Genomic DNA, 22967 nt, shown 5'->3' on the forward strand with positions numbered 1-22967 from the left:
GTGGCTTGTTGTACGAATTAGTTTCGGGCCAGAACTGCCTGCGCTCAATCAGGCTGCGTTAAAAACAAACTCGGAATGCTCATTGGCTAAAGCCAACTCCGCTTCCTCGCTTGTTTTTGCCTTGCCTGATCTTCGCTCGGCGAGTTCTGACCTCGAAACGCGGCCGGTTGGACCGGCCGAAGGCCGCGCAGTATACCGTAATAATCCAGATAAACAGCCCCTGGAATGACCATCTGTCTAGCCGCTCAAACCGGCGGTTTTATTGACTCTTGAGTCAGTCCCCTGCACCGCAAAACCCTGTGGGAGGGGGCTTGCTCCCGATAGCGGTGTTTCAGCGGCCTAATCAGCGCCTGACACACCGCTATCGGGAGCAAGCCCCCTCCCACATTGGATCTGTGTCAGGCTCAGGTACTTTGCGCCGCGCCTCCTTCCAGTTTGCGCCACAGCAACCGCACATTCGCCTTGCGCACCAACGCACAGCGATACAAGCGAATCTCCAGGGGCACGTGCCATTGCGGCCCGCCGCACACCACCAGTTCGCCGCGAGCCAGTTCGGCACGCACGCTCAGTTGAGGCACCCAGGCGATGCCCAAGCCTTCAAGAGCCATGCTCTTGAGGCTGTCAGCCATGGCGGTTTCGTAAATGGTGGTGAACCGCAGGGCCCGCTGGCGCAGCAGTAAATTCACCGAGCGGCCGAGGAACGCCCCGGCACTGTAGGCCAGCAACGGCACACTGCCCTCGCTTTCCAGGTCGAACAGCGGCTTGCCATCGGCATCGGCGGCGCACACCGGGAGCATTTCGGTGTTGCCCAGGTGCAGCGATGGGAATATCTCGGCGTCCATCTGCATGGCGGCATCCGGGTCGTAAAACGCCAGCATCAGGTCGCAACCGCCTTCGCGCAGGGCGTGCACAGCGTCGCCGACGTTAGTGGCAACCAATCGCGTGGCGATGTTCAGCCCCTCGTTGCGCAGCTGTGCGATCCAACGTGGAAAGAACCCCAGTGCCAGCGAGTGTGCGGCCGCCACCTGCATGACTTCACCCTGCCCGCCTTCCAGATGATGCAAATGCCGCAGTACTTCGCCGAGCTGTTCGACCACGGTGCGCGCCGTCACCAGGAACAACTGCCCCGCCGCTGTCAGCTCCACGGGCGTGCGCGAGCGGTTGACCAGCGTCAGGCCCAACGCGGCTTCAAGGCTGCGAATACGGCGACTGAACGCCGGCTGCGTCACAAAACGCCGCTCCGCAGCCTGGGAAAAGCTGCGCGTCGCCGCCAGGGCGCTGAAGTCTTCCAGCCATTTGCTTTCAAGGTTCATCATTGCCTCCCACGCCGAATGCACCATTTTGGCACACACGCCCGCCATCATGGCTGGGTCACATCCACATTATGCCGTTTGTGCATAGCCCAGTGTTTAACAGCATTGGCCCAAAAACTTCTACAAGCCTAGCATTCGCAGCGTTCCGGCCAGTTCCGGGTCCATATCGAGATGATTTCCGTCATGTCCTCTGCTGCATCTTTCCGTACAGAAAAAGACCTGCTTGGCGTACTCGAAGTACCTGCTCAAGCGTATTACGGCATCCAGACCCTGCGAGCGGTGAACAACTTCCGCCTCTCGGGCGTTCCGATTTCGCATTACCCGAAATTGGTGGTCGGCCTGGCAATGGTCAAGCAAGCAGCGGCTGACGCCAACCGCGAGTTGGGCCAGCTCAGCGAAGCCAAGCACGCTGCCATCAGCGAAGCCTGTGCCCGCCTGATCCGCGGCGATTTCCACGAAGAGTTCGTGGTGGACATGATTCAAGGCGGCGCTGGCACTTCAACCAACATGAATGCCAACGAAGTCATCGCCAACATCGCGCTGGAGGCCATGGGCCATCAGAAAGGCGAATACCAGTACCTGCACCCCAACAACGACGTGAACATGGCGCAGTCGACCAACGACGCCTACCCGACCGCGATCCGCTTGGGTCTGCTGCTGGGCCATGACGCGCTGCTGGCCAGCCTCGACAGCCTGATCCAGGCGTTCGCCGCCAAAGGCGCCGAGTTCAGCCATGTGCTGAAAATGGGCCGTACCCAATTGCAAGACGCCGTGCCGATGACCCTCGGTCAGGAATTCCGCGCCTTCGCCACCACCCTGGGTGAAGACCTGGCGCGCTTGAAGACCCTGGCGCCGGAGCTGCTCACCGAAGTGAACCTGGGCGGCACCGCCATCGGCACCGGCATCAACGCCGACCCACGCTACCAGGCCCTGGCCGTACAACGCCTGGCCACCATCAGCGGTCAGCCGCTGGTACCGGCGGCCGACCTGATCGAAGCCACCTCCGACATGGGCGCCTTCGTGCTGTTCTCCGGCATGCTCAAGCGTACCGCGGTGAAGCTGTCGAAGATCTGCAACGACTTGCGCCTGCTGTCCAGCGGCCCACGCACCGGCATCAATGAGATCAACCTGCCGGCGCGCCAGCCAGGCAGCTCGATCATGCCCGGCAAGGTCAACCCGGTGATTCCGGAAGCCGTTAACCAGGTGGCATTCCAGGTCATCGGCAACGACCTGGCCCTGACCATGGCGGCCGAAGGCGGCCAATTGCAACTGAACGTGATGGAGCCGCTGATCGCCTTCAAGATCTTCGACTCGATCCGCCTGCTGCAACGCGCCATGGACATGCTGCGCGAGCATTGCATCGTCGGCATCACCGCCAACGAAGCACGCTGCCGCGAACTGGTGGAGCACTCCATCGGCCTGGTCACCGCGCTGAACCCCTACATCGGCTATGAAAACGCCACCCGCATCGCGCGTATCGCTCTTGAAAGCGGCCGCGGCGTGCTGGAACTGGTGCGTGAAGAAGGCTTGCTCGACGACGCCATGCTCAACGACATCCTGCGCCCGGAAAACATGATCGCTCCACGCTTGGTCCCGCTGAAGGCCTAAGCGTTTGTTGCACCGCTCACCAGGCTGAGGGACTAGACACCTCTCACCTTTTGAGGGCCTGAAGGCTCGTTCTTCAGGCCCTTTTTTTTGCCTCAAGGTTGTGAAATGAAGCCCATAAAAACTCCAATATCGCCCTGCAAACCCACCTTGCTTGCCACCGCGTGGCTGAAACCTTTAATCAGCCCGTGCAGACGGATCAGTCTCGCCTAGGTATAGTGCCGCCCCTCTCGCGTCTGCGGCCATCGGTAACGAGGCCCGGGTACCACGCGAAACCGCATGAATAACAACACCCGCAAAAGGATGGGGATCGAAGCGTCGTGCACTGCCTGGTGCTGAGCGATGCGTCGGACCGTCCTGCGTTTGCCATCAGAAAAATCAGCGAGGAACACTCCATGCTCGAAGTCATCAACGACTTCCTCTCAGGGAAAGTACTGATCGTGCTCATAGTCGGGCTCGGCGGTTATTTCACGATCCGCTCGCGTTTCGTTCAATTGCGTCACTTTTTCCACATGTTCTCGGTGTTTAAAGACAGCCTCAAGAGCAGCGCCGGTCAACTCAGCTCGTTCCAGGCGCTGATGCTCAGCCTGGCCGGACGCGTGGGTGCCGGTAACATCGCGGGTGTCGGTATTGCTGTGACCCTGGGTGGTCCGGGGGCGGTGTTCTGGATGTGGGTCACTGCTCTGGTGGGCATGTCTTCGAGCTTTATCGAGTGCTCCCTCGGCCAGTTGTACAAGCGCACCGACGCTGAAGGCACCTACCGTGGCGGCCCGGCCTATTACATCCAGCACGGCCTGCAGAAGCGTTGGCTGGGGATGGTCATGGCGTTCCTGCTGCTGGTGACCTTCGGTTTTGCCTTCAACGGCCTGCAAGCCCACGCCGTGACCCACTCGCTCAATAACGCCTTTGGCCTCGACACCACTTACACCGGCCTCGCGCTGGCGGTGTTGTTGGGCCTGGTGTTCATCGGCGGGATCAAGCGTATTGCGTCGATTGCCGACCTGCTGGTACCGGTCAAGACCCTGGTGTACATCGCCGTGACCCTGTACGTGATCGTGCTGCAATTCGACCACGTGCCGGCCATGCTCGCGACCATCGTCAAGAGCGCGTTCGGCCTCGACCAAGCCTTCGGTGGCCTGGTGGGCAGCGCGATCATCATGGGTGTAAAGCGCGGCGTGTTCGCCAACGAAGCAGGTCTGGGCAGTGCGCCTAACGTAGCCGCGGTGGCTTCGGTAGAGCATCCGATCGCCCAGGGCGTGGTGCAAGCGTTCAGCGTGTTCCTCGACACCTTCGTGATCTGCACCTGTACTGCGTTGCTGATCCTGCTGTCGGGTTTCTACACCCCAGGCTTTGAAGGCGACGGCATTGCCCTGACCCAGAACTCCCTGGCGGCGGTGGTCGGTGACTGGGGCCGCATGTTCATCTCGGTGGCCCTGGCGTTGTTCGTGTTCACCTCGATCATGTACAACTACTACCTGGGCGAGAGCAACCTGCGCTTTCTGGTCGGCAATAACCGCAAGGTGCTGATGGGCTATCGCGCACTGGTGCTGGTGCTGATTTTCTGGGGTTCGATCGAGAACCTGAGCACCGTGTTCGCCTTCGCCGACATCACCATGACCATGCTCGCGTTCGTCAACCTGTTCGCCCTGGCATTCCTGTTCAAGATCGCCATGCGCATCCTCAACGACTACGACAACCAGCGTGCAGCGGGCATCAAGACCCCGGTGTTCGACTCCAGCCAGTTCCCTGACCTGGACCTGGACCGCAAGGCCTGGCCGGCCAATCCGGTGAAGCCTGAAGCAGCACCCTCGGCTGAACTGAGCGCTCAAGCGCAACGTTGATCACCGCTAGATGACACGCCGCCCGGCCTTGGGCATGCTCTGGGCCCGGCGGCGTTTTTCGTTCAGGAGATTTCTCATGCAACCAGCTAACAACGTGATGGTGCTCTACACCGGCGGCACCATCGGTATGCAGGCCAGCGCCAATGGCCTGGCACCCGCTTCAGGTTTTGAGGCGCGTATGCGCGAACAGCTTGCCGACGCGCCAGTGCCCACGTGGCGGTTCCGGGAAATGTCGCCACTGATCGACAGCGCCAACATGACCCCCGCCTACTGGCAGCGCCTGCGTACCGCCGTGGTTGAAGCCGTGGACGACGGCTGCGACGCGGTGCTGATCCTGCACGGCACTGACACCCTGGCGTACAGCGCGGCGGCCATGAGTTTCCAATTGCTGGGCTTGCCCGCACCGGTGGTGTTCACCGGCTCGATGTTGCCGGCCGGCGTGCCGGACAGTGATGCCTGGGAAAATGTCAGCGGTGCTTTGGCGGCATTGGGCGAAGGCCTGGCAGCGGGTGTACACCTGTACTTCCACGGCGTGCTGATGGCCCCGACCCGTTGCGCGAAAATTCGCAGTTTCGGGCGCAATCCGTTTGCGACCTTGCAACGCCAGGGTGGCATTGCCCGCGCCGAGTCCCTGCCGGCCGCGCTGGATTACCGTCAGCCCAAAGCCTTGGCGAATGTCGCCGTACTGCCGTTGGTGCCGGGTATTGATGCCGCGCAACTGGACGCTGTAATTGGCAGCGGCATTCAGGCGTTGGTACTGGAGTGCTTCGGAAGCGGCACCGGGCCAAGTGACAACCCAGCCTTCCTGGCCAGCCTTCAACGTGCGCAGGACCAGGATGTGGTGGTGGTTGCTATCACCCAATGCCATGAAGGCGGCGTGGAACTGGACGTGTACGAGGCCGGCAGCCGCCTGCGCGATGTGGGCGTACTGTCCGGTGGCGGCATGACCCGCGAGGCAGCGTTCGGCAAGCTCAACGCCCTGCTCGGTGCCGGGCTGGAGACCAGCGAAATCCGTCGCCTGGTGGAATTGGACCTGTGCGGCGAACTGAGCTGACCGGCATGTAACTTGCTCTACTTCCAGCCTCTCCTGGCTGGAAGTTCCCATGCTGCACTCCCACCTCACCACCCTCAATGCCGTGTCCTTGGTACTCAGTACCTTCGAGGCCGAAGGCTTGCCCCACGAAGCGTTGCTGGCCGGCAGCGGCATCTGCGCGGCGGACTTGAGCCGCGCCGACACGCGCATCGCCACGCACCAGGAGATGCAAGTGTGCGCCAATGCCGTGGCCCGTCAGCGCGATATCGGCCTGATCGTTGGCCGGCGTATGCATGTTTCTTCCTACGGCATACTGGGCTATGCCCTGCTCACCAGTGCCACTTTCGGTGACGCTTTGCATCTGGCCCTGCGGTATCCGGCGCTGTTGGGAACACTCTTCGAACTGAGCCTGGAGGAAGACGGCGAACGTATCTGGTTCACGGCCGGCGACTACCGCGAAAACCCGGCCCTGACCGCCTTCAATGTCGAGTTGTGTCTGGGATCACTGAAGGTCATCTGTGACGACCTGCTCGGCCATCCCCTGCCCTTGCTGGGCGCTCGTTTTGAGCACGACGCGCCGGATTATCAGGCGCGCTACGCCGAGAGCTTCGACTGCCCGCTACAGTTTCAGGCTATTGCCAACGCGTTCGCCTTTGATAAACGCTGGCTTGCCCAACCGTTGCCCCTGGCCGACACGGTCACCCACCAGGCCATGGTCGAACGTTGCCGCAAACAAAACACTGAATTCACCGGGCGCGAGGCCTGGCTGGGGCGAATCCGCCAGTTGCTGGCCGCACAACTGCACGCCGCCCCTGGGCTCGATGGCCTGGCGCAGCAGATGAACTGTTCGGCGCGCACCCTGCGCCGGCACCTGCATGACCTGGGCTGCAGCTATCAGGAACTGCTCGATGAGTTGCGCTTTGAACGCGCCAAACAGTTGTTGGCTGACAACCTGTGGCCGATCCACCGAATTGCCGAGACGCTGGGGTTCAGCGAAACGGCGAGTTTCAGACATGCCTTCGTGCGCTGGAGCGGCGTAACGCCGAGCCAATTTCGTGCATGACGCGCCAATGAGGGGCGAATTGCGGACACACACTTTGGCCATATTGATCCCCTTTTGGCCGCTCCTGACGTTCTCATAAACCGCGCCCACCGCAAGACTGCATACACCGATACAGCTTGCGGAGAACAACAAATGCTGACGATCTACTCGGACGATCACCACCTGCACCACGGCCGTTGTGAACTGATGGACGGGCAACTGATGCCCTGCTTTGAAATGCCCTCGCGTGCCGACCACGTGCTGCAACGGGTCAAGACGCGGGAACTTGGCCCCGTGCAGGCCCCGCAGGATTTTGGCCTGGCGCCGCTGCAACGCGTCCATAGCCGCGACTATCTGGATTTCTTCAAAGGCGCCTGGCAACGCTGGACCGAATACGGCCAGGACGGCGACCTGCTGCCCTACACCTGGCCCGCCCGCACGTTGCGCCGCGTGATTCCCACCAGCCTGCACGGCCAGTTGGGCTATTACAGTTTCGACGGTGGCGCGCCGATTACCGCCGGCACCTGGCAAGCGGCCTACAGCGCCGCGCAAGTCGCCCTCACAGCCCAGGCCGCCATCGCGCAAGGCGCCCACAGTACCTTCGCGCTGTGCCGCCCGCCTGGGCATCACGCCGCCAGCGATTTGATGGGCGGTTATTGCTACCTCAACAACGCAGCCATCGCGGCCCAGGCGTTCCTTGATCAGGGCTGCAAAAAGGTCGCGATCCTCGACGTGGATTACCACCACGGCAACGGCACACAGTCGATTTTTTATGCACGCAGCGACGTGCTGTTCACCTCGATCCACGGCCATCCGGAGGCAGAGTTTCCGTTCTTCCTCGGGTATGCAGATGAGCAGGGAGAAGGCATCGGAGAAGGTTTCAACTTCAATTACCCGCTACCCGCAGGTTCAGGCTGGGAGGCTTGGAGCGCAGCGCTTGAACAAGCCTGCACAGAGATCGAGCGCTACGCCGCCGACATCATCGTGGTGTCCCTGGGCGTGGACACCTTCAAGGACGACCCTATCTCGCAGTTCAAGCTCGACAGCCCGGACTACCTGGCCATGGGCGCGCGCATTGCCCGCCTGGGCAAGCCCACGCTGTTCGTGATGGAAGGCGGCTACGCGGTGGAGGAAATCGGCATCAACGCCGTCAACGTGCTGGAAGGTTTCGAGGAAGCAGCCCAATGAACATACTCAAGTCGCTCGCCCTGTGCGCCGTGGTTTTCAGTGGCGCAGCCCAGGCCGAAGAAAAAACCCTGAAGGTCTACAACTGGTTCGACTACATCACGCCCAAGGCGCTGGAAGACTTCAAGGCACAGAACCCGTCGATCAAGCTGGTGTACGACATCTTCGACACCAACGAGGCCCTGGAATCCAAGTTGCTCACCGGCAACTCCGGCTATGACGTGGTGGTGCCGTCCAATGTGTTCCTGGCCAAGCAGATCGAAGCCGGTGTGTTCCAGCCCCTGGATCGAAGCCAGTTGCCCAACTGGAAGCACCTGGACCCCAAGCTGATGAAGCTGATCGAAGCCAACGACCCCGGCAATCAATACGCCGTGCCCTACATGTACGGCACCATCCTGATCGGCTTCAACCCAGCCAAGGTCAAGGCGGCCCTGGGCGACAACGCCCCCGTGGACAGCTGGGACCTGATCTTCAAGGAGGAAAACCTCAGCAAGCTCAAGCAATGCGGCGTCGCACTGCTGGACTCGCCCTCGGAAATACTGCCCCTGGCGTTACAACACCTTGGCCTGGACCCCAACAGCGGCAATCCCAAGGACTACGACAAGGCCGAAGCACTGATGATGAAGATCCGCCCGTTTATCACTTACTTTCACTCCTCCAAGTACATGGCCGACATCGCCAACGGGGATATTTGCGTGGCGGTGGGCTATTCCGGCAGTTTTTCCCAAGCCGCCAACCGTGCCAAAGACGCCAAGAATGGCGTGACCGTGGACATGCGCCTGCCCAAGGAAGGCGCGCCGATCTGGTTCGACATGCTCGCCATTCCCAAAGGCGCCAAAAACCCGAACGACGCCTACACCTTCATCAACTACCTGCTGCAACCCACAGTGATCGCGCCCATCAGTGACTTCGTCGGGTACCCCAATCCAAACAGGGACGCTACCGAGAGGGTCGACCCGACCATTCGCCACAACCCCAACCTGTACCCGACCGACACCGCCATGGCCACGCTCTACACCCTCATCCCCCTGGACAGCAAAGCCGAACGCGCCAGGACAAGGGCCTGGACCAGGATCAAATCCGGCACCTGAAGCACCTTGGTTTGACGTGTACCTTCGAATGCGCTTGTGAAGGTGGCCTATCTAAGCACCGCCTCTCTGTGTGGCCGCGCCCTAGCATGGAAATTTCTAGCCTTGACCTCAGGGCTGGTTCCACCAAACGGCCAGACAGGGAAGCCTCACCATGAACGCCCCCGCTTCAACGACCACGCCCTCGAACACATCGCGTCCGGATGCACGCATAGCGCTGCTCACCCAATTCTCTACAGGTCCTTCGTTCAGGGAGACTGCAACCCTGCTGCTGCGCGAGGCGCTACAGGAGCAGTACCCGACGCTGGATATCGACCCGGACACCGTCATGCTCGCAACGCCCACCTGGAACCTGGATGACGACCGGGTCAGCGCCGGCCCCACCGAGTACCAGGCCCTGAGTGACATCCTTGCCAGGCAGGCAGTGCTGGCGGTGCCGATCCTGTACCTTCAGGGCGAGCACTTTCTCACGCAGCAACCGATCATCGAGCCGGCGGTACACCTGCCCGTGCGCGTGACTGAAATCGCCAAGACCATCAACCAACTTGCGCCTTCGATGCTGCGGGCCTACCAGCAACAAACGATCAACTATTGGAATCAAACCAACGGCAGCGGCCCACATTGGCACGAGCTGTCGAACCTGCTGCGCACGGTGTGGGATGTCGAGGCCGCCGATGACTGGACCGCCACCGAGTGTGCCATGGCTCGCGCCCTGTTCACTCACCCCGACAAAGCCGACAGAAAGGGCAACGACCTCTACAAGCTCAGGGCTTGCCTGGTTGATATCGACCGAGTCGACGATGAAGGGCAGGTCAAGCACGTCAATGATGTGATCATCGCGGTATTGATCGGCGAACACGAAGGCAAAACCACAGTCCTCACGCATTCGCTGCTCAAGGGTTATGAAAAGTTTCCTTCGCTGGAGCACCTGGGCCAATCCTTGCCCGCGCACCTGTCGGGCTCTGTCACGGACCCGCAAATCCAATGGCGTCTGTTTGAACCGGACGGCAACTTCTTTGATCACCAAGCCTGTGCCTTGGTGTCATTGCAGATCGATACCATCGCTGAAATCGACTTCTCCGACCTGCGCAAAACCAACAACGTCGATATGGCACTGGGCACGCCACCTGCTGCTGCCCCGCCGCCTGCGCAAAGCAGCCCGGATCTGGCCTGGTACCGCGAGCAGATGCCCGACTGGCTGACAAACGCTTCACCCAGCGACTCGAATTTCTATGCTCGGCACCTCAAAGACCTCGCCGCGCTGCATAACCAGAATGCCGGTCGGTCGTTCCTGGACGACGTCCCTACTATCGAGGCGTACGCGTTGAAGGTCATCAAGGCAAAGGTGATCAAGGACCACCCGGATAGCACTAACCTGCCCTTGGAGAAGATCTTCCTGCAAATAGAGAGCCCGGTCGTGTGGGGCGCTTTCGTCGTCCCGGGCCAGGTTGAGAGCAACACGTTCAGCCTGGTTGAACTGGCCCTGCAAAACCTGATTGCAGTGCCCGTCGGTAACAAAGTGGTCAAGACCAGCAATGGCTCCAACCTGCCTGAGTGGATGACCCCTGCCTATTTTGAATCGCTGGCCACCGATGCCGATATTGGCCGTACCTACCCTGCGCTGATCAAGGAAAAGCTGCTGGATGACACTCAGGAATCTGCACGCCGCAATACGCTATATAGCCAACACCTGCGTATCCAACTGCCGATGCAAGCCTTGCAAGCCAAGATCCGCCAGGAAGGCAGCATTGACGAGCAGGGCTACCGTTATGTGACCGCGGTGATGCAAGAACAGGCCACTGACAGCAAAGTGGACGGGCAAGCCATCGTACTCAGGCCCTTGGCCTTCGTGCCCACCCGGCGCACGGACACCTCTGTGGACACGGTCGCCAACATGTACGTGATAGGCCCCGAAGACCCGGCGGCCGGGCCATGCCTCTTGTACCGGCCGCTGTTCACGCCAGCCCTGATGCAGTTCCCGTCGCCGGCCAACCTCATCTATACGATCGCGCAATCGAGCAGCTTGTGCGAGTCGGTCTTGGCCTGGCTGCCGGATGCGGTCCGCAGCGACTATACCAACTATGTATTTCCCGGCTCGCTGCCTTCACCTTGGGCGGTCGCCGATTACCTGGTGGAGCCCGACAAGCTATGGACCATGAGCGGGCCAATGACCCTGGGCACCGAAGTACTCAACGGTGATCGATTCACCACAATGTTCAAGGCCAATGCCCAGGCCCTGATAGAACTGGCCGACCGCCAATCGGTGTCCAACGCCGAAAGCCGTTGGGCGACCTTTAAACACGCCGGCTGGGTGATCTTCAATGGGGTGCTGCCGTTTCTGGGGCGCACCATCGGCACGGGCGCCTGGATCTGGCAGGTGGTCGATCAGCTGCAAACTTTTGTGCAAGCCCATGACCACGACGAAAAACAAGCCGAGTGGTCGGCACTCACCGATGTCCTGTTGAACCTCGGCATGGCGATCACGTTGCACGCCGCCAGCCGCAGCCACCGTACCGGCTACCCACGCAAGACCACGCCAAAGCTGACCAAAGCGACCAGCACAAAGCAGGTCACGATCAAACAAGAGGTGACCCTGACCAAGGAGCTGCCGGCCACACATTTACCGCACCTGCACACCAGCGGCGCAATCAAGCGCATACCCAGCGAACTCGCAACCGTGCTCGACAGCTTCAAGGTCAGCAAACCGCAAGGCCTCGGCGCGGCTGAAACCTCAAAAAACCAATACCAGCATCTCTTTCATCAGGCACAGAAGTATTACGTCCCCGTAGGGGAGCGCTGGTTTGAGGTCAGTGCCGGTGAAGATGAAGCGGTAGTCATCATCGACCCGAAGCAGCCCGGTCGAACAGGACCTGCGTTGATTCACAACGCTCAGGGCCAATGGTTCATCGACACTCGTCTGCGCCTGCGCGGCGCCGGTTCCAAGCAGCTGCAGGAGCAGTCAAAATCCAAAGCTGAGATCAACGCGATAGAAGCCAAAAGACGCCTGACGCTATTTGAACAAAACAAACCCACTGCGCAATTGGAGTTGCAGCAGGCCCGTCTGGCAATGTCGGACACCGCGTCATCCACTTCATCCGAGATCAGCCGCCAAACCTACCTGCAAAAACTCAAGAGCCAGAGCAGCGACTACGAAAAGGCACTGCAACAGCTCAAGATATTGAATGTGTTCTCGCCCAGCGCGGACTATCAGCAACACGCAATCCGCTACGTGAGCGCCCAACTGGAGCTGACTCGGACCGGTATCACCGAGGCGCAAGTCGCCTTCACACCTAAACTCAAAACCGTGCTCGACCAGATCGAACATCAAATCAGCCATCCAGAGGAACGTCATATCGACGATGCCCGCATCATGACCGAATTGAGCCAGGACATGATCCAGCGCCTGAACTACAGCCAATCGCGGCTTACCCAACTCAAAGCGCTGGGTGAGCTGGGATTCGAGCAAATTCGCAATTACCGGAGTAAATTGCCAAGCTACACCGCCCGCGACCTCAGGGCCTTGCAAGTGTCGATGGCGCGCAACTTATGCCTGGACGGCAGCAGCATCGCCACAGCCTCGTCAGCCTGGAGTGCCATTGACACCATCGTCGACGCCGCCAACCTGTCGATTCAGGCCTTGCATGAAACGTCGATGGAGCGTAGCCAGCCGCGCTTGGATGAACGCATCGAAACCCTTGGCAGCCTGGTGGAACAGTTCAAGATCATCGACGAACGCCTGCAGGATTTTCCGGACGAGTTTCCTGACGCAACCCTGCCTGCACGTATCACGACCCTGCGCGAAAAAATCCGCGATTTCTACCGCGAAACCCTGGGTAGCCTGGAACTGCTGCACGCGGATCGGGACACGCTCAGAAGTCGCCCGACACCGCCTTCAACACCGCCAAGAGCAAAGAAAAAAATCATTCACACGCGCTACAACGGGGTATTGGTGGGAGTACCACGACTGACAGAAGCTGGCGATGAAACCGGCATGGTGGATGTCATCTCTCCTCTCAACCAGCAGATCATGGCGACCTTTCACGAAAAAACCCCAGGTGTGTGGGTGCAGCACGTCAATCCCGTCGAGACCACCACTACCACCACTACTCTGGACGTCGCCACCAGTATCAGCCAGGCCCAGAAGCTTCTGGACGGGTTGGGGGCCTTCAAGCAGCGCACTGGCCAACAGGCGATCAAACCGGAGCGCAGCGCTACTGGCATTGAATGGCTGTACCACCAGCATGCGTTAAAACTGGAACAGGCCTCTGCAAACATTGAGCAGGCTCTGACCCAAAGCAACTCCACCGAGAGCAACGGGGGCTCTGCGGCTCTGGTCAACAAACAACTGAGCGAAGCGGCGCAGGCACTCTATCAAGAGGCGGCTCGCCAGAAACTGCAAATGATCAAGAAACGCCCACCCACCATCAGTAGCGTGGAATGGCTTAAGCAAAACAACGAGATCGTAATCAAGAGAACCGTCAAGCGCCGCCGGCTCAAAGGGCCTGTCAAGGTCTACCTGGATGAGTACACCCTGAGTAACCGCAGTGATAAAACTGTGCTGTGGTATGCACACTTCCATTATTCGGCCGAATGGGTGCCCGCCAGGGCTTTTCTCAGGGGCCGCTTGAAAACCCCGCAAGAGCACGCCCGGGGAGTAGATGCCGACAGTCTTGACGGCCTCAACGAACAGCAAAAAACCGCGTTCTACCTCAGCGAAATAAACCGGGACCAGGCCCAGCGGTTGTTTTTCAAGGTGAAGTAACCTCAGTGCCGGATCGTATTCAAGCCAGCCACACCCGACGCAAGCGGGCCAGCGCCTGTGCGATGGCCGCCTCAGGCACGGCAGCGAACCCCAGCACCAGTCCGGCACGCTGGTCCGGTGGTGGGCCGGTATCTGCCAGCCAGTAGCCGCTCAAGCCGTTGATCTCGACATCTACCGCGCGGGCTTGGGCAAGCAGCGCTTGCTCACGGGCCAGGCTGTCCACGCGCACCGTCAGGTGTAAGCCTGCTGCAACGCTGGGCAAGGCCCCGACACCTGGCAATTCGCTGGGCCAGCCGACCAACAAAGCGTTGCGGCGGTTCAGGGCCGCACGGCGCATACGCCGAATATGGCGCTGGAAATGCCCCGCCGCGATGAATTCGGCCATTACGGCCTGAGTGCTGACTTCGGAATGACGCATGTCCACGGCGCGGCGCTGAGCAAAGGCCTCTACCAGACCGGGCGGCAATACCAGGTAACCCAGGCGCAAAGCCGGGAATGCCACCTTGCCGAATGTGCCGACATAGAGCACGCGCCCACTACGGTCCAGCGCCGCCAAGGGCGACAAGGGCGCTCCGGTGTAACGGTACTCACCGTCATAGTCGTCTTCGACGATCCAACCGCCAGTACGCTCGGCCCAGGCCAGCAATTGCAGGCGCCGCGCCAGGCTCATCACCACGCCCAACGGGTACTGATGGGACGGCGTGACATAGGTCACCCGGCAATCCTTCAGGCGGTTCAAGACCTCGCAGTCAATACCATCGCCATCCACCGGCACACCCTTCAATCGACCACCTGCCAACGCAAAGGCATGGCCTGCCGCGCGATAACCCGGGTTTTCCACCGCCACGCAATCCCCAGGCTCCACCAGCAACTGTGCACAAAGGCTGATTGCCTGTTGCGCGCCACTGGTGATCACTATTTGCTCAGTCGTGCACTGCAGACCTCGCGCAGTGCGCAGGTAAGCGGCGATCAAGCCACGTAGACGCTCGTCACCGGCCGGGTCGCCGTAGCATAACTGCGCCAGGTCCGGCTTGCGCCAGAACGCCCCATTAAGCTTGGCCCACACCTCAAAAGGAAATAGATCGAAGGCCGGTACCCCCACCCGAAAAGCCCGTGGCGGACCGCAAGGAGGCTGGACCAAATGGTTATGTCTGACCCTGTCCAGGCCACCACTGTGGATAACTTCGCTGGCCTGAGTGTGCGCATTATCCAGACGATTTGTGGATAAGGCTGTGGGTAAGCCTGTTGAAAACCCTGTGGATAGTTTTGTGGATAGTTTTTTTGCTGTGGGCAGCTGCGAGACGTAGGTGCCGTCTCCCACCCGGCTTTCAATAAACCCCTCGGCATACAACTGATCGTATGCGCGTACCACGCTGTTGCGCGAGATCGACAACGCCGCCGCCATATCACGGGTGGCAGGCAAGCGCGTGCCACTGACCAGCCGCCCATCCAGCACGCGCTGGCGCAGGGCGTCGTACAGCTGGCGTGTCAGGCCCTGGCGGCGATCCAACTCGATGCCAGCAGGGTCGAACGACATCGAGGGGATGACGGGCGGCATATTGGACCTATGAAATGAGGGCTAGATGGCTCTTACAACGAGCCATTAGCCTGCCTAGGATGCAGGTATTCGCCAAGGAAAATTTTCCATGTACACACCTCGCGCCTTCGCCCTCGATGATTTGCCCCAAATCCAGCAACTGATCCAGCACACGCGCCTTGCGCAGTTGGTGACCGTGGGTGAAAACGGCCTGCAGGCCAGCCACCTGCCGTTACTGCTCAATCCCGACGAAGGACCCAACGGTACGCTTTATGGGCATCTGGCCAAGGCCAATCCGCAGTGGCGCGACCTGCAAAACGGCAGTGAAGCACTGGTCATCTTTGCTGGCGCCGAGGCGTATGTCAGCCCGGCGTTTTACCCCTCCAAGGCCGAGCACGGCAAAGTGGTGCCCACCTGGAATTACCTCGCCGTGCACGCCTACGGCAAGGCCGACGTGTTCAGCGACAGCGAGCGATTACTCAAGGTCGTCGGCGCCCTCACTGATCACCACGAACGCGGCCGCGCCCAACCTTGGGCCGTCGGCGATGCGCCGGCCGACTACATCGACGCCATGCTCAAGGCCATCGTTGGCTTTGCCCTGCCTATCGACCGCCTGGTCGGCAAACGCAAGCTCAGTCAGAACCGCAGCGCAGCCGATATGGCCGGCGTACGTGAAGCCCTGGCCGGCAGCGCTGATCTGCGCGACCAGAATCTCGCCCGTTTCATTCCCCAAGGAGTTGCAGAATGACCCCGATCGACATCCGCCAAGTCACCGCCGCGGACCACGCCGCCTGGCTACCGTTGTGGCTGGCCTACTTGAAGTTCTACAACACCGAACTGCCGGACGCCGTCAGCCAAAGCACCTGGCAACGCCTGATAGACGCCCGCGAGCCGACCCACTCGGCGTTAGCTTGGCAGGACGGCAAGGCGGTGGGCATGGTTAACTTCATCTATCACCGCTCCAATTGGAGCATCGAGAACTCGTGCTACCTGCAGGATCTTTTAGTGGACCCATCCCAACGCGGCACCGGCGTAGGCCGTAAGCTGATCGAGTTCGTCTACGCCACCGCCAAGGCCGATGGCTGCTGCAAAGTGCACTGGTTGACCCACGAGACCAACGCCACCGCGATCCAACTCTACGAACGCATCGCCGAACGCCCTGGTTTCATCCAATTTCGCCAAGGTCTTTAAGGAGCCCTGCATGTCCACTTCCCTCGCCGACTGGAAAGGCGTCCCGTCACCCACGGTTCAACTGCTTGAAGGGCGCTTTATCCGCCTGGAAAAACTCGATCCGGCGCGCCACGGCGATCAACTGTGGCAAGCCCTACAAGGGCCCGGTGCTGACCCGAAGCTATGGGACTATTTGCCCTACGGCCCCTTCCCTGAACGCAGCGCATTCGATGCCTGGCTGAATAATCACGCGGCCCATAACGATCCGTATTTCTTCAGCGTGATCGACCGCGCGAGCGGCCAGGTCCAGGGCATCCTCAGCCTGATGTCGATCGTGCCCGAGCAAGGCCGCATCGAGATCGGCCACGTCACCTTCGGTGCTCCGATGCAACGCTCGCCCAAAAGTACCGAGGCGGTGTACCTGTTGGCCAAGTACGCCTTCGAGCAGGGCAATCGCCGCTTGGAATGGAAGTGCAACAACGCCAACGCCCGCTCCAAGTACGCGGCTGAGCGCCTGGGCTTCAGCTTTGAAGGCGTGTTCCGCCAGCATACTGTGGTCAAGGGCAGGAACCGGGATACCGCCTGGTATTCGATCATCGATTCGGAATGGCCCAAAGTGGGCGCGGGATTTGAGGCCTGGCTGTCTGAGGCGAACCAGAGTGGTTCGGGCCAGCTGAAAACGCTGGCCGAATGCCGAATCTAGATCTCACTCGCAACACAAAACCCATGTGGGAGGGGCGGTGGATCAGTTGGTCAGGCGCTGCGCCAGCACCGCAATATGCTCCGGCCCGATGCCACAGCAGCCACCCAAATGGCTGGCGCCACGCGCCTGCCAATCAGCAGCCCAATGCAGGTAACCCGGCGGGTCGAGGTCGTCGCGCAACGGGTCCAGGCCATCGTTGGCCGTGGCTTCCTTGGGTTGCGGCGGGAAGGCGTTGGCGTAGGCACCGATCTGAATCGCTACGCCCAATCGCTCGAAGGTCTCCCGCGCGGCATCGATCGCCGCGCCGATCACTTCCGGCTGGCTGCAGTTGAACAACAACACCTGCACACCCAACTGCGCCGCCGCCTCGGCCGCTTCCGCTACCGGTTCGCCGGAGCGCAGGCGCGGTACGTCGTCGGTGTCTTCGTCTTTCAAGGTGAACGACAGCCAGAACGGTTTACCGTCCTGCGGCAGGCCGGCATGAATCGCTCGCGCTTCAACGATTGAGCTCTGGGTTTCCGCCAGCCACAGGTCGACGTGAGGCGCCAGGCCCAGCACCAGCGGTGTCAGCAACTCACTGACCCGCTCCGGCAGGAACAAGTCGGGCCGGTACGAGCCAAACAGCGGCGGCAAGGAGCCAGCGACACGCACCGCCTTGCCGGACGCCTGCACCGCCCGTCGCGCCAACTCACCGGCCAATGCGGCCAGCGCCTGGCCTTCGGCGGCAAAGCGCGCCTCACCAATATGAAAGGGCACCACCGCGTAGCTGTTGCTGGTAATCACGTCGGCACCGCTGTCGATATAGGCCGCGTGTACCGCCTCCACCGCCTGCGGCGCTTCGCTCAAGGCCAATGCCGACCACTCCGGCTGGCGGAACGGCGCGCCACGGCGTTGCAGTTCACGGCCCATGCCACCATCGAGAATTACTGTGCGTGCTGCGCCCATATGCTTTTTACTCATATGCTTATGAAAATAACTCACTATGAGAGTCGTTCTTATAACTATTTAATGCGTACCGTTCGGTTAATAACAACCTCTTTTTTATTCAGGTGTTCGATTTTGAAATTCAGACCGCTGTTGGCCCTGGGCCTGACGATGTTGGCTGCTTCCACCCAAGCCTTTGGCGGTGCCACGCTGGATCGTATCGAGCAGAAGAAGGAACTGGTCGGCGTGCTGATGGAAAGCTACCCGCCGTTTTCATTCCTCAACGAGCAGAACCAGCTCGACGGTTTCGATGTGGATGTGGCCAAGGCCGTGGCGCAAAAGCTTGGCGTGAAGCTGCGCCTGGAAACGCCTTCATGGGACGTCATTGCCGCTGGCCGCTGGAGCGGGCGCTATGACATTTGCATCTGCTCCATGACCCCGAGTAAGGCACGCGCCGAGGTGTTCGACTTCCCGGTTGAGTATTACGCCTCGCCCGCGGTGATCGTGGTCAACGCCAAGGATGATCGCATCCACGAAGCCAAGGACCTGAGCGGCAAGAAAGTCGGGCTCACCAGTGCCTCCAGCTACGAGAGTTACCTGAACAAGAACCTGGTCATCGAAGGCGCCGAAGACACGCAGCTGCAGTACCCGTTCGAAGAGGTGCAGATCGCCCCGTACGATACCGACAATGTGGCGTTCCAGGACCTGGGCCTGGGCGCCGGCGTGCGTCTGGACGCAATCCTCACCAACCTGGTTACCGCGCAGCCGCGCCTGACCCAGGACAAGCGCTTCAAGCTGGCCGGCGCACCGCTGTATTCGGAGCCCAACTCGGTAGCCATCGAGAAAGGCGACGCGCAGTGGGACAGCAAAGTGCGTGAGGTCTTCGCCCAGCTTAAACAGGACGGCACCTTGAGCAAGCTGTCGCAAAAATGGATCGGCGCCGACATCAGCCAATGAGTTTTCGCATACGGCTTTACCTGACCTGGGCGGCGCTGTTCGCCCTGTTTGCCAGTTTCTTCCTGAGCTTTGACCTGAAGTTCTCGATCATTCTCGACAAGCTGCCCAACCTGGTCGGCCTGCACCTGGCGCCCAACGGTTTTCTGCAAGGTGCGGCGCTGACGCTATTCCTGTGCCTGTGCGCCATGCTTGCGTCATCGGTGCTGGGCTTTATCACCGCGCTGGGGCGCCTGTCGAAAAGCGCGGTGGCGTTTGGCATTGCCAGTTTCTACGCCTCGTTCTTTCGTGGCACGCCGCTGCTGATCCAGATCCTGCTGATTTACCTGGGCCTGCCGCAACTGGGCCTGGTGCCGGGCGCCATCGTCGCCGGGATCATCGCGTTGTCGCTGAACTATGGTGCCTACCTGAGCGAGATTTTCCGCGCCGGCATCCTCGGCGTGCCCCATGGTCAACGCGAGGCCGCGCTGGCCTTGGGTATGCGTGACAGGGAAATTTTCTGGCACGTCACCCTGCCCCAGGCCATGCGCACCATCATCCCCCCGGCCACCAACCAATTCATCTCGATGCTCAAGGACTCGTCGCTGGTCTCGGTGATGGGGGTATGGGAAGTGATGTTCCTGGCACAGTCCTATGGCCGCTCCAGCTACCGCTACATCGAGATGCTCACCACGGCGGCAATCATTTATTGGGTACTGTCACTGGGACTGGAGCTGATCCAGGCGCGCATGGAGCGGCATTTCGGCAAGGGGTATATTCACCGCAGTTAAAGCGCAGCACCCGTTGTATAGCGCCTTGGTCGGCCAAACGCAGATGGGCTTTTTATCGCACCTGACTAAAGACAACTCCCGCAAACCAGCGGTCAATGGCCTGACAGTTATCCGCCTGTGCCCCCGCTACATTCCCGGCCTCATTCATCAGAGGTCGGTAATTCATGCCCTTTACACCGCAAAGAATCGCAGCATTTATCAGTCTTGTAATTGCCCTCAGTGTGCAACCTGCGCACGCACGAGGCGATATTGAATACAGGCCTCACCAACCCTATGATTCGCTCGACGCTGAGGGAGCCTTCAAACCTGAAGTCGATACGCCGCCAATCCCTGGGCCCTACCCCGGCTACTTCATTGGCCAAGCCTCCACCTACAATGGCGTGCAAGTGGCCAAGGTGCTGGAGCCCGCACTGCTTGAACTGCTCAAGTCCGGCGAATTGACCTCGGAGAAGCTCAAGGAGCTGCAAAAGGTAAATGACGCACTCGCCGCACAGCCCGGCGGCATCGGCGCAGCCCTGGAGCAATTGGCCGGTAGCCAAAACGCGAACCTGCTCAGCGCCACGCACGCCGTCACCAGCCACATCAGCAGCCAATTGCTCTCGTCCCTGCGCAACCTGCCCGACGATGACAACGGTCGTTTCTGGGTACAAGGGGTGAGTAACGGCGGCCACCTCGACCAACGAAGCGGCAGCGCCGGACTGAAGCACGATAGCAAGGGTCTGATGCTGGGCGCCGACTGGGCAGTGGATAACGCCTGGCGTGTGGGTGTTATGGGGGCAAAATCCGCCAGTGACCTAAAGGCGCAACGCTTCTCTACCGAACTGGACAGCTTGCACCTGGGCGCATACGCGGTGCGTCAGGACGGCCCGCTGGCCCTGCGCCTGGGGGCGATTTACAGCAGCCATGCCGGGACCAACCGGCGCGACGTCAACCTGCTCGTTTACAAGGACTCGCTCAAGTCTCGTTACGATGCCCAAAGCCAAACGCTGTTCTCTGAGCTGGGCTATCAATTGGGCAGCCAGGACCTCCACATCGAGCCTTTCGCTGGCCTCGGCTACCAGCGTCATCACCGCGACAGTTTCAAGGAAAGTGGCGGCCTGACCGCGCTGAACGTCGGCGCGCAGACCCAGCAGAACCTTAACAGCACCGTTGGCCTGCGCTTGGCGACGGTTTACAGGTTCGATGATCAGGTCAGCCTCACGCCTCACCTCAGCGCCGGCTGGAAACACCTCTACGGCGCGGTTGACAGCCAGGTGCACCAAACCTATCGCAATGCGCCCGTTGCGCTTGATGGCTTCACCATTACCGGCACGTCCCTGGACCGCAATAGCCTCGACGTAAACTTGGGCGTTGATCTTGCGTTATCCAAGCAACACACCCTGGGCCTGGCCTACAGCGGCCAAGCTGGCACCCATAGCCGCAACCAGGGTTTGAAGGGGCAATGGACGATGAGCTTTTAACCGAGCATCGTCAGACGACATCCCGACAGCGAGCCTTCTTACAATCATCTGCTCTGCCAGCCGACATCTGTCGGCTGTTACCTGCGTTAGTTTTCGACCTCAAGCACACTTGAGGTCGAAACCCAATGTTACGAGTACCCCACCAGCTTGCGGCCTATATCCCCCTGCCTGGCTGTTCGGCAGCAGCCCCTGTTTATGCTGAAAAAAGTAACGCTATCGAACTCGCCACCGGCGGTCATTTTACCAACTACGGGCACATATCCACCGGGCCTTCCACGCGCTTCAAGGAGTCGTATAGCGGCATAAGCGCGAACAGCGCAGCAAGCATAATCGTCAACCACGGAGCGGTAGCGGGTGGCAGCAACGGCATCAAAGCCACCGACGATGTGACGCTGATCAATCACGGCGTAATCATCGGCCATAAAGGGGCCGGTCTGAAATCCAAGGGCAATGCAGACGTCGTCAACTACCGCATCATCAGGGGCGCGGATGCCCAGCGATCCAAAGAGAATGATGGCGACGGTGATGGCCTGGACATCGACAAACGTGCACGCGTGCACAACTACGGGCTCATTGAAGGCACCGGGGCCAATGGCGCGGACAAGAACGGAGCCCCCAACACCAGCGAAGGCATCGCCATGGGCGGCGGCGAAATCTATAACCGTGGAGTTATTCGCGGCGCACATCATGGGGTGCTGGTGGACGATGGGGACTTGGGCCCGGCCTACGGGAGCACCTCGCTGATCAACGAGGGCATCATCACCGGTCGCAACGGCTACGGCGTGAGGCTGATCGGAGAACACAATGACCAAGTCACCAACGATGGGCTGATAAGCGGCACCAAAGGCATCGCCATGGATATGGGGGGTGGCGATGATGTGTTGACTGTGCGCGGTAACGCTCAATTCAACGGCAAAGTAGACGGTGGCAGTGGCACCAATCACGTCGTGCTGGACGATGTCCAAGGTGGCACTTTCAACGGCGCCCTTCGTATCCAGCACCTGTGGATAGGCAGCGGTGCCTGGACCCTCGACGGTGCGCTGGACGCCAATCAGCAAGGCCGAGTCTCTCGCGGGGCAACGCTGATCAACCAGAGTTACATCGGGGGCACAATGACGATTGATGCAGGCGCAACCTACACCGCAGGCACGGTAACCAATCTTGACGTTGCCGGCACGCTGCTGCTGGACCCTGCGCTGAAAAGCCAGACGCGAATCAAGCACGACCTTGACCTGGCAAACGGGTCGACCCTGGCCTTCACCCTCGGCATGGGTGAAGCGCACAGCACCTTGAAAGTCGGCAACAGGGCCCGCCTCAAGGGCACAACACTGAATATCCAGGTCGAACACGAAAACGACGAACTGCTTACCCGCCAGTTACGTGTTATCGACGCTGCTCAGATTGAGGGACGCTTCAACAGGATCACCAGCAACCTTAAAACCTTGACGCCGAGGCTGATCTACACACCCAGCGGGGTCTTTGTCAGTTTCAGGCGCAAACCCTCTACAGAGGCCTGAGTTTCAGGCAAAAAAAAGGAGGGCACCTGCCCCCCCGAGGATTAAGCGGTAGTGTCGAAGGCT

Annotated in this window: 17 protein-coding genes; 14 read left to right on the forward strand and 3 right to left on the reverse strand. The window is 60.3% G+C overall.

Annotated elements, in window-relative coordinates:
- Nucleotides 1-404: 404 nt before the first annotated feature.
- Nucleotides 405-1313 carry a LysR substrate-binding domain-containing protein gene (locus LJX92_RS26575; RefSeq protein WP_032881175.1) on the reverse strand — a complete coding sequence of 303 codons (909 nt, stop codon included), beginning with the start codon at nt 1311-1313 and terminating at the stop codon, nt 405-407.
- A gap of 183 nt (nt 1314-1496) precedes the next feature.
- Here LJX92_RS26575 and aspA point away from each other — a divergent pair, with 183 nt between their 5' ends.
- From aspA to LJX92_RS26610, 7 genes are all read left to right on the forward strand, one after another.
- The gene (gene aspA / locus LJX92_RS26580; RefSeq protein ID WP_032878672.1) at nt 1497-2921 is read left to right on the forward strand and encodes an aspartate ammonia-lyase; all 1425 of its coding nucleotides are present in this window, start codon (nt 1497-1499) and stop codon (nt 2919-2921) included.
- A gap of 392 nt (nt 2922-3313) precedes the next feature.
- Nucleotides 3314-4759, forward strand: a complete 1446-nt coding sequence (locus LJX92_RS26585) for an alanine/glycine:cation symporter family protein (protein WP_005792545.1) — start codon at nt 3314-3316, stop codon at nt 4757-4759.
- 76 nt (nt 4760-4835) lie between these two features.
- Nucleotides 4836-5813, forward strand: coding sequence for an asparaginase (locus LJX92_RS26590; protein ID WP_228309137.1), 978 nt, complete (start codon nt 4836-4838; stop codon nt 5811-5813).
- 49 nt (nt 5814-5862) lie between these two features.
- Nucleotides 5863-6855: an AraC family transcriptional regulator gene (locus LJX92_RS26595; protein ID WP_032878669.1), complete on the forward strand. Its 993-nt coding sequence runs from the start codon at nt 5863-5865 to the stop codon at nt 6853-6855.
- A 132-nt stretch (nt 6856-6987) separates the two neighbouring features.
- Entirely contained in the window at nt 6988-8022 is a 1035-nt protein-coding gene (locus tag LJX92_RS26600) for a histone deacetylase family protein (protein WP_032878668.1), read from the forward strand.
- Nucleotides 8019-9110, forward strand: coding sequence for a polyamine ABC transporter substrate-binding protein (locus LJX92_RS26605; protein ID WP_228309138.1), 1092 nt, complete (start codon nt 8019-8021; stop codon nt 9108-9110). The genes LJX92_RS26600 and LJX92_RS26605 overlap by 4 nt, the downstream gene beginning before the upstream one ends.
- A 151-nt stretch (nt 9111-9261) precedes the next feature.
- Nucleotides 9262-13869, forward strand: a complete 4608-nt coding sequence (locus tag LJX92_RS26610; RefSeq protein ID WP_228309139.1) for a dermonecrotic toxin domain-containing protein — start codon at nt 9262-9264, stop codon at nt 13867-13869.
- A 19-nt stretch (nt 13870-13888) separates the two neighbouring features.
- Here LJX92_RS26610 and LJX92_RS26615 read toward each other — a convergent pair whose 3' ends face one another.
- Nucleotides 13889-15427, reverse strand: a complete 1539-nt coding sequence (locus LJX92_RS26615; RefSeq protein WP_228309140.1) for a PLP-dependent aminotransferase family protein — start codon at nt 15425-15427, stop codon at nt 13889-13891.
- 88 nt (nt 15428-15515) lie between these two features.
- On the opposite strand from LJX92_RS26615, the gene LJX92_RS26620 reads away from it, so the two are divergent.
- From LJX92_RS26620 to LJX92_RS26630, 3 genes are read left to right on the forward strand one after another with little or no spacing between them, the layout of a single operon-like run.
- Nucleotides 15516-16154 carry an FMN-binding negative transcriptional regulator gene (locus LJX92_RS26620; protein WP_228309141.1) on the forward strand — a complete coding sequence of 213 codons (639 nt, stop codon included), beginning with the start codon at nt 15516-15518 and terminating at the stop codon, nt 16152-16154.
- The gene (locus LJX92_RS26625) at nt 16151-16597 is read left to right on the forward strand and encodes a GNAT family N-acetyltransferase (RefSeq protein ID WP_032878663.1); all 447 of its coding nucleotides are present in this window, start codon (nt 16151-16153) and stop codon (nt 16595-16597) included. Before LJX92_RS26620 ends, LJX92_RS26625 begins: the two co-directional genes overlap by 4 nt.
- Nucleotides 16598-16607: 10 nt before the next feature.
- Nucleotides 16608-17279: a GNAT family N-acetyltransferase gene (locus LJX92_RS26630; RefSeq protein WP_228309142.1), complete on the forward strand. Its 672-nt coding sequence runs from the start codon at nt 16608-16610 to the stop codon at nt 17277-17279.
- 42 nt (nt 17280-17321) lie between these two features.
- On the opposite strand, the gene LJX92_RS26635 is transcribed toward LJX92_RS26630, so the two are convergent.
- Complete coding sequence (locus tag LJX92_RS26635; protein WP_032878661.1) at nt 17322-18224, reverse strand: homocysteine S-methyltransferase family protein; 903 nt, start codon at nt 18222-18224, stop codon at nt 17322-17324.
- Between the two features lie 114 nt (nt 18225-18338).
- On the opposite strand from LJX92_RS26635, the gene LJX92_RS26640 reads away from it, so the two are divergent.
- From LJX92_RS26640 to LJX92_RS26655, 4 genes are all read left to right on the forward strand, one after another.
- Entirely contained in the window at nt 18339-19160 is an 822-nt protein-coding gene (locus LJX92_RS26640; protein WP_032878660.1) for an ABC transporter substrate-binding protein, read from the forward strand.
- Entirely contained in the window at nt 19157-19927 is a 771-nt protein-coding gene (locus LJX92_RS26645; protein WP_228309143.1) for an amino acid ABC transporter permease, read from the forward strand. The genes LJX92_RS26640 and LJX92_RS26645 overlap by 4 nt, the downstream gene beginning before the upstream one ends.
- Before the next feature lie 164 nt (nt 19928-20091).
- Nucleotides 20092-21387 (forward strand): autotransporter outer membrane beta-barrel domain-containing protein, encoded by a 1296-nt coding sequence (locus tag LJX92_RS26650; protein ID WP_032878658.1) that lies wholly within the window; start codon nt 20092-20094, stop codon nt 21385-21387.
- A 125-nt stretch (nt 21388-21512) separates the two neighbouring features.
- Nucleotides 21513-22904 (forward strand): hypothetical protein, encoded by a 1392-nt coding sequence (locus tag LJX92_RS26655; RefSeq protein ID WP_228309144.1) that lies wholly within the window; start codon nt 21513-21515, stop codon nt 22902-22904.
- Nucleotides 22905-22967: the final 63 nt, after the last annotated feature.

The organism is Pseudomonas sp. HN8-3, assembly GCF_020790195.1.
Taxonomy (GTDB): Bacteria; Pseudomonadota; Gammaproteobacteria; order Pseudomonadales; family Pseudomonadaceae; genus Aquipseudomonas; species Aquipseudomonas synxantha_A.

Bases quoted from the DNA above. Each gene is read 5' to 3' on its own strand.
- LJX92_RS26575 (WP_032881175.1), bottom strand. From the start codon at position 1,313: ATGAACCTTGAAAGCAAATGGCTGGAAGACTTCAGCGCCCTGGCGGCG.
- aspA (WP_032878672.1), top strand. From the start codon at position 1,497: ATGTCCTCTGCTGCATCTTTCCGTACAGAAAAAGACCTGCTTGGCGTA.
- LJX92_RS26585 (WP_005792545.1), top strand. From the start codon at position 3,314: ATGCTCGAAGTCATCAACGACTTCCTCTCAGGGAAAGTACTGATCGTG.
- LJX92_RS26590 (WP_228309137.1), top strand. From the start codon at position 4,836: ATGCAACCAGCTAACAACGTGATGGTGCTCTACACCGGCGGCACCATC.
- LJX92_RS26595 (WP_032878669.1), top strand. From the start codon at position 5,863: ATGCTGCACTCCCACCTCACCACCCTCAATGCCGTGTCCTTGGTACTC.
- LJX92_RS26600 (WP_032878668.1), top strand. From the start codon at position 6,988: ATGCTGACGATCTACTCGGACGATCACCACCTGCACCACGGCCGTTGT.
- LJX92_RS26605 (WP_228309138.1), top strand. From the start codon at position 8,019: ATGAACATACTCAAGTCGCTCGCCCTGTGCGCCGTGGTTTTCAGTGGC.
- LJX92_RS26610 (WP_228309139.1), top strand. From the start codon at position 9,262: ATGAACGCCCCCGCTTCAACGACCACGCCCTCGAACACATCGCGTCCG.
- LJX92_RS26615 (WP_228309140.1), bottom strand. From the start codon at position 15,427: ATGCCGCCCGTCATCCCCTCGATGTCGTTCGACCCTGCTGGCATCGAG.
- LJX92_RS26620 (WP_228309141.1), top strand. From the start codon at position 15,516: ATGTACACACCTCGCGCCTTCGCCCTCGATGATTTGCCCCAAATCCAG.
- LJX92_RS26625 (WP_032878663.1), top strand. From the start codon at position 16,151: ATGACCCCGATCGACATCCGCCAAGTCACCGCCGCGGACCACGCCGCC.
- LJX92_RS26630 (WP_228309142.1), top strand. From the start codon at position 16,608: ATGTCCACTTCCCTCGCCGACTGGAAAGGCGTCCCGTCACCCACGGTT.
- LJX92_RS26635 (WP_032878661.1), bottom strand. From the start codon at position 18,224: ATGGGCGCAGCACGCACAGTAATTCTCGATGGTGGCATGGGCCGTGAA.
- LJX92_RS26645 (WP_228309143.1), top strand. From the start codon at position 19,157: ATGAGTTTTCGCATACGGCTTTACCTGACCTGGGCGGCGCTGTTCGCC.
- LJX92_RS26650 (WP_032878658.1), top strand. From the start codon at position 20,092: ATGCCCTTTACACCGCAAAGAATCGCAGCATTTATCAGTCTTGTAATT.
- LJX92_RS26655 (WP_228309144.1), top strand. From the start codon at position 21,513: ATGTTACGAGTACCCCACCAGCTTGCGGCCTATATCCCCCTGCCTGGC.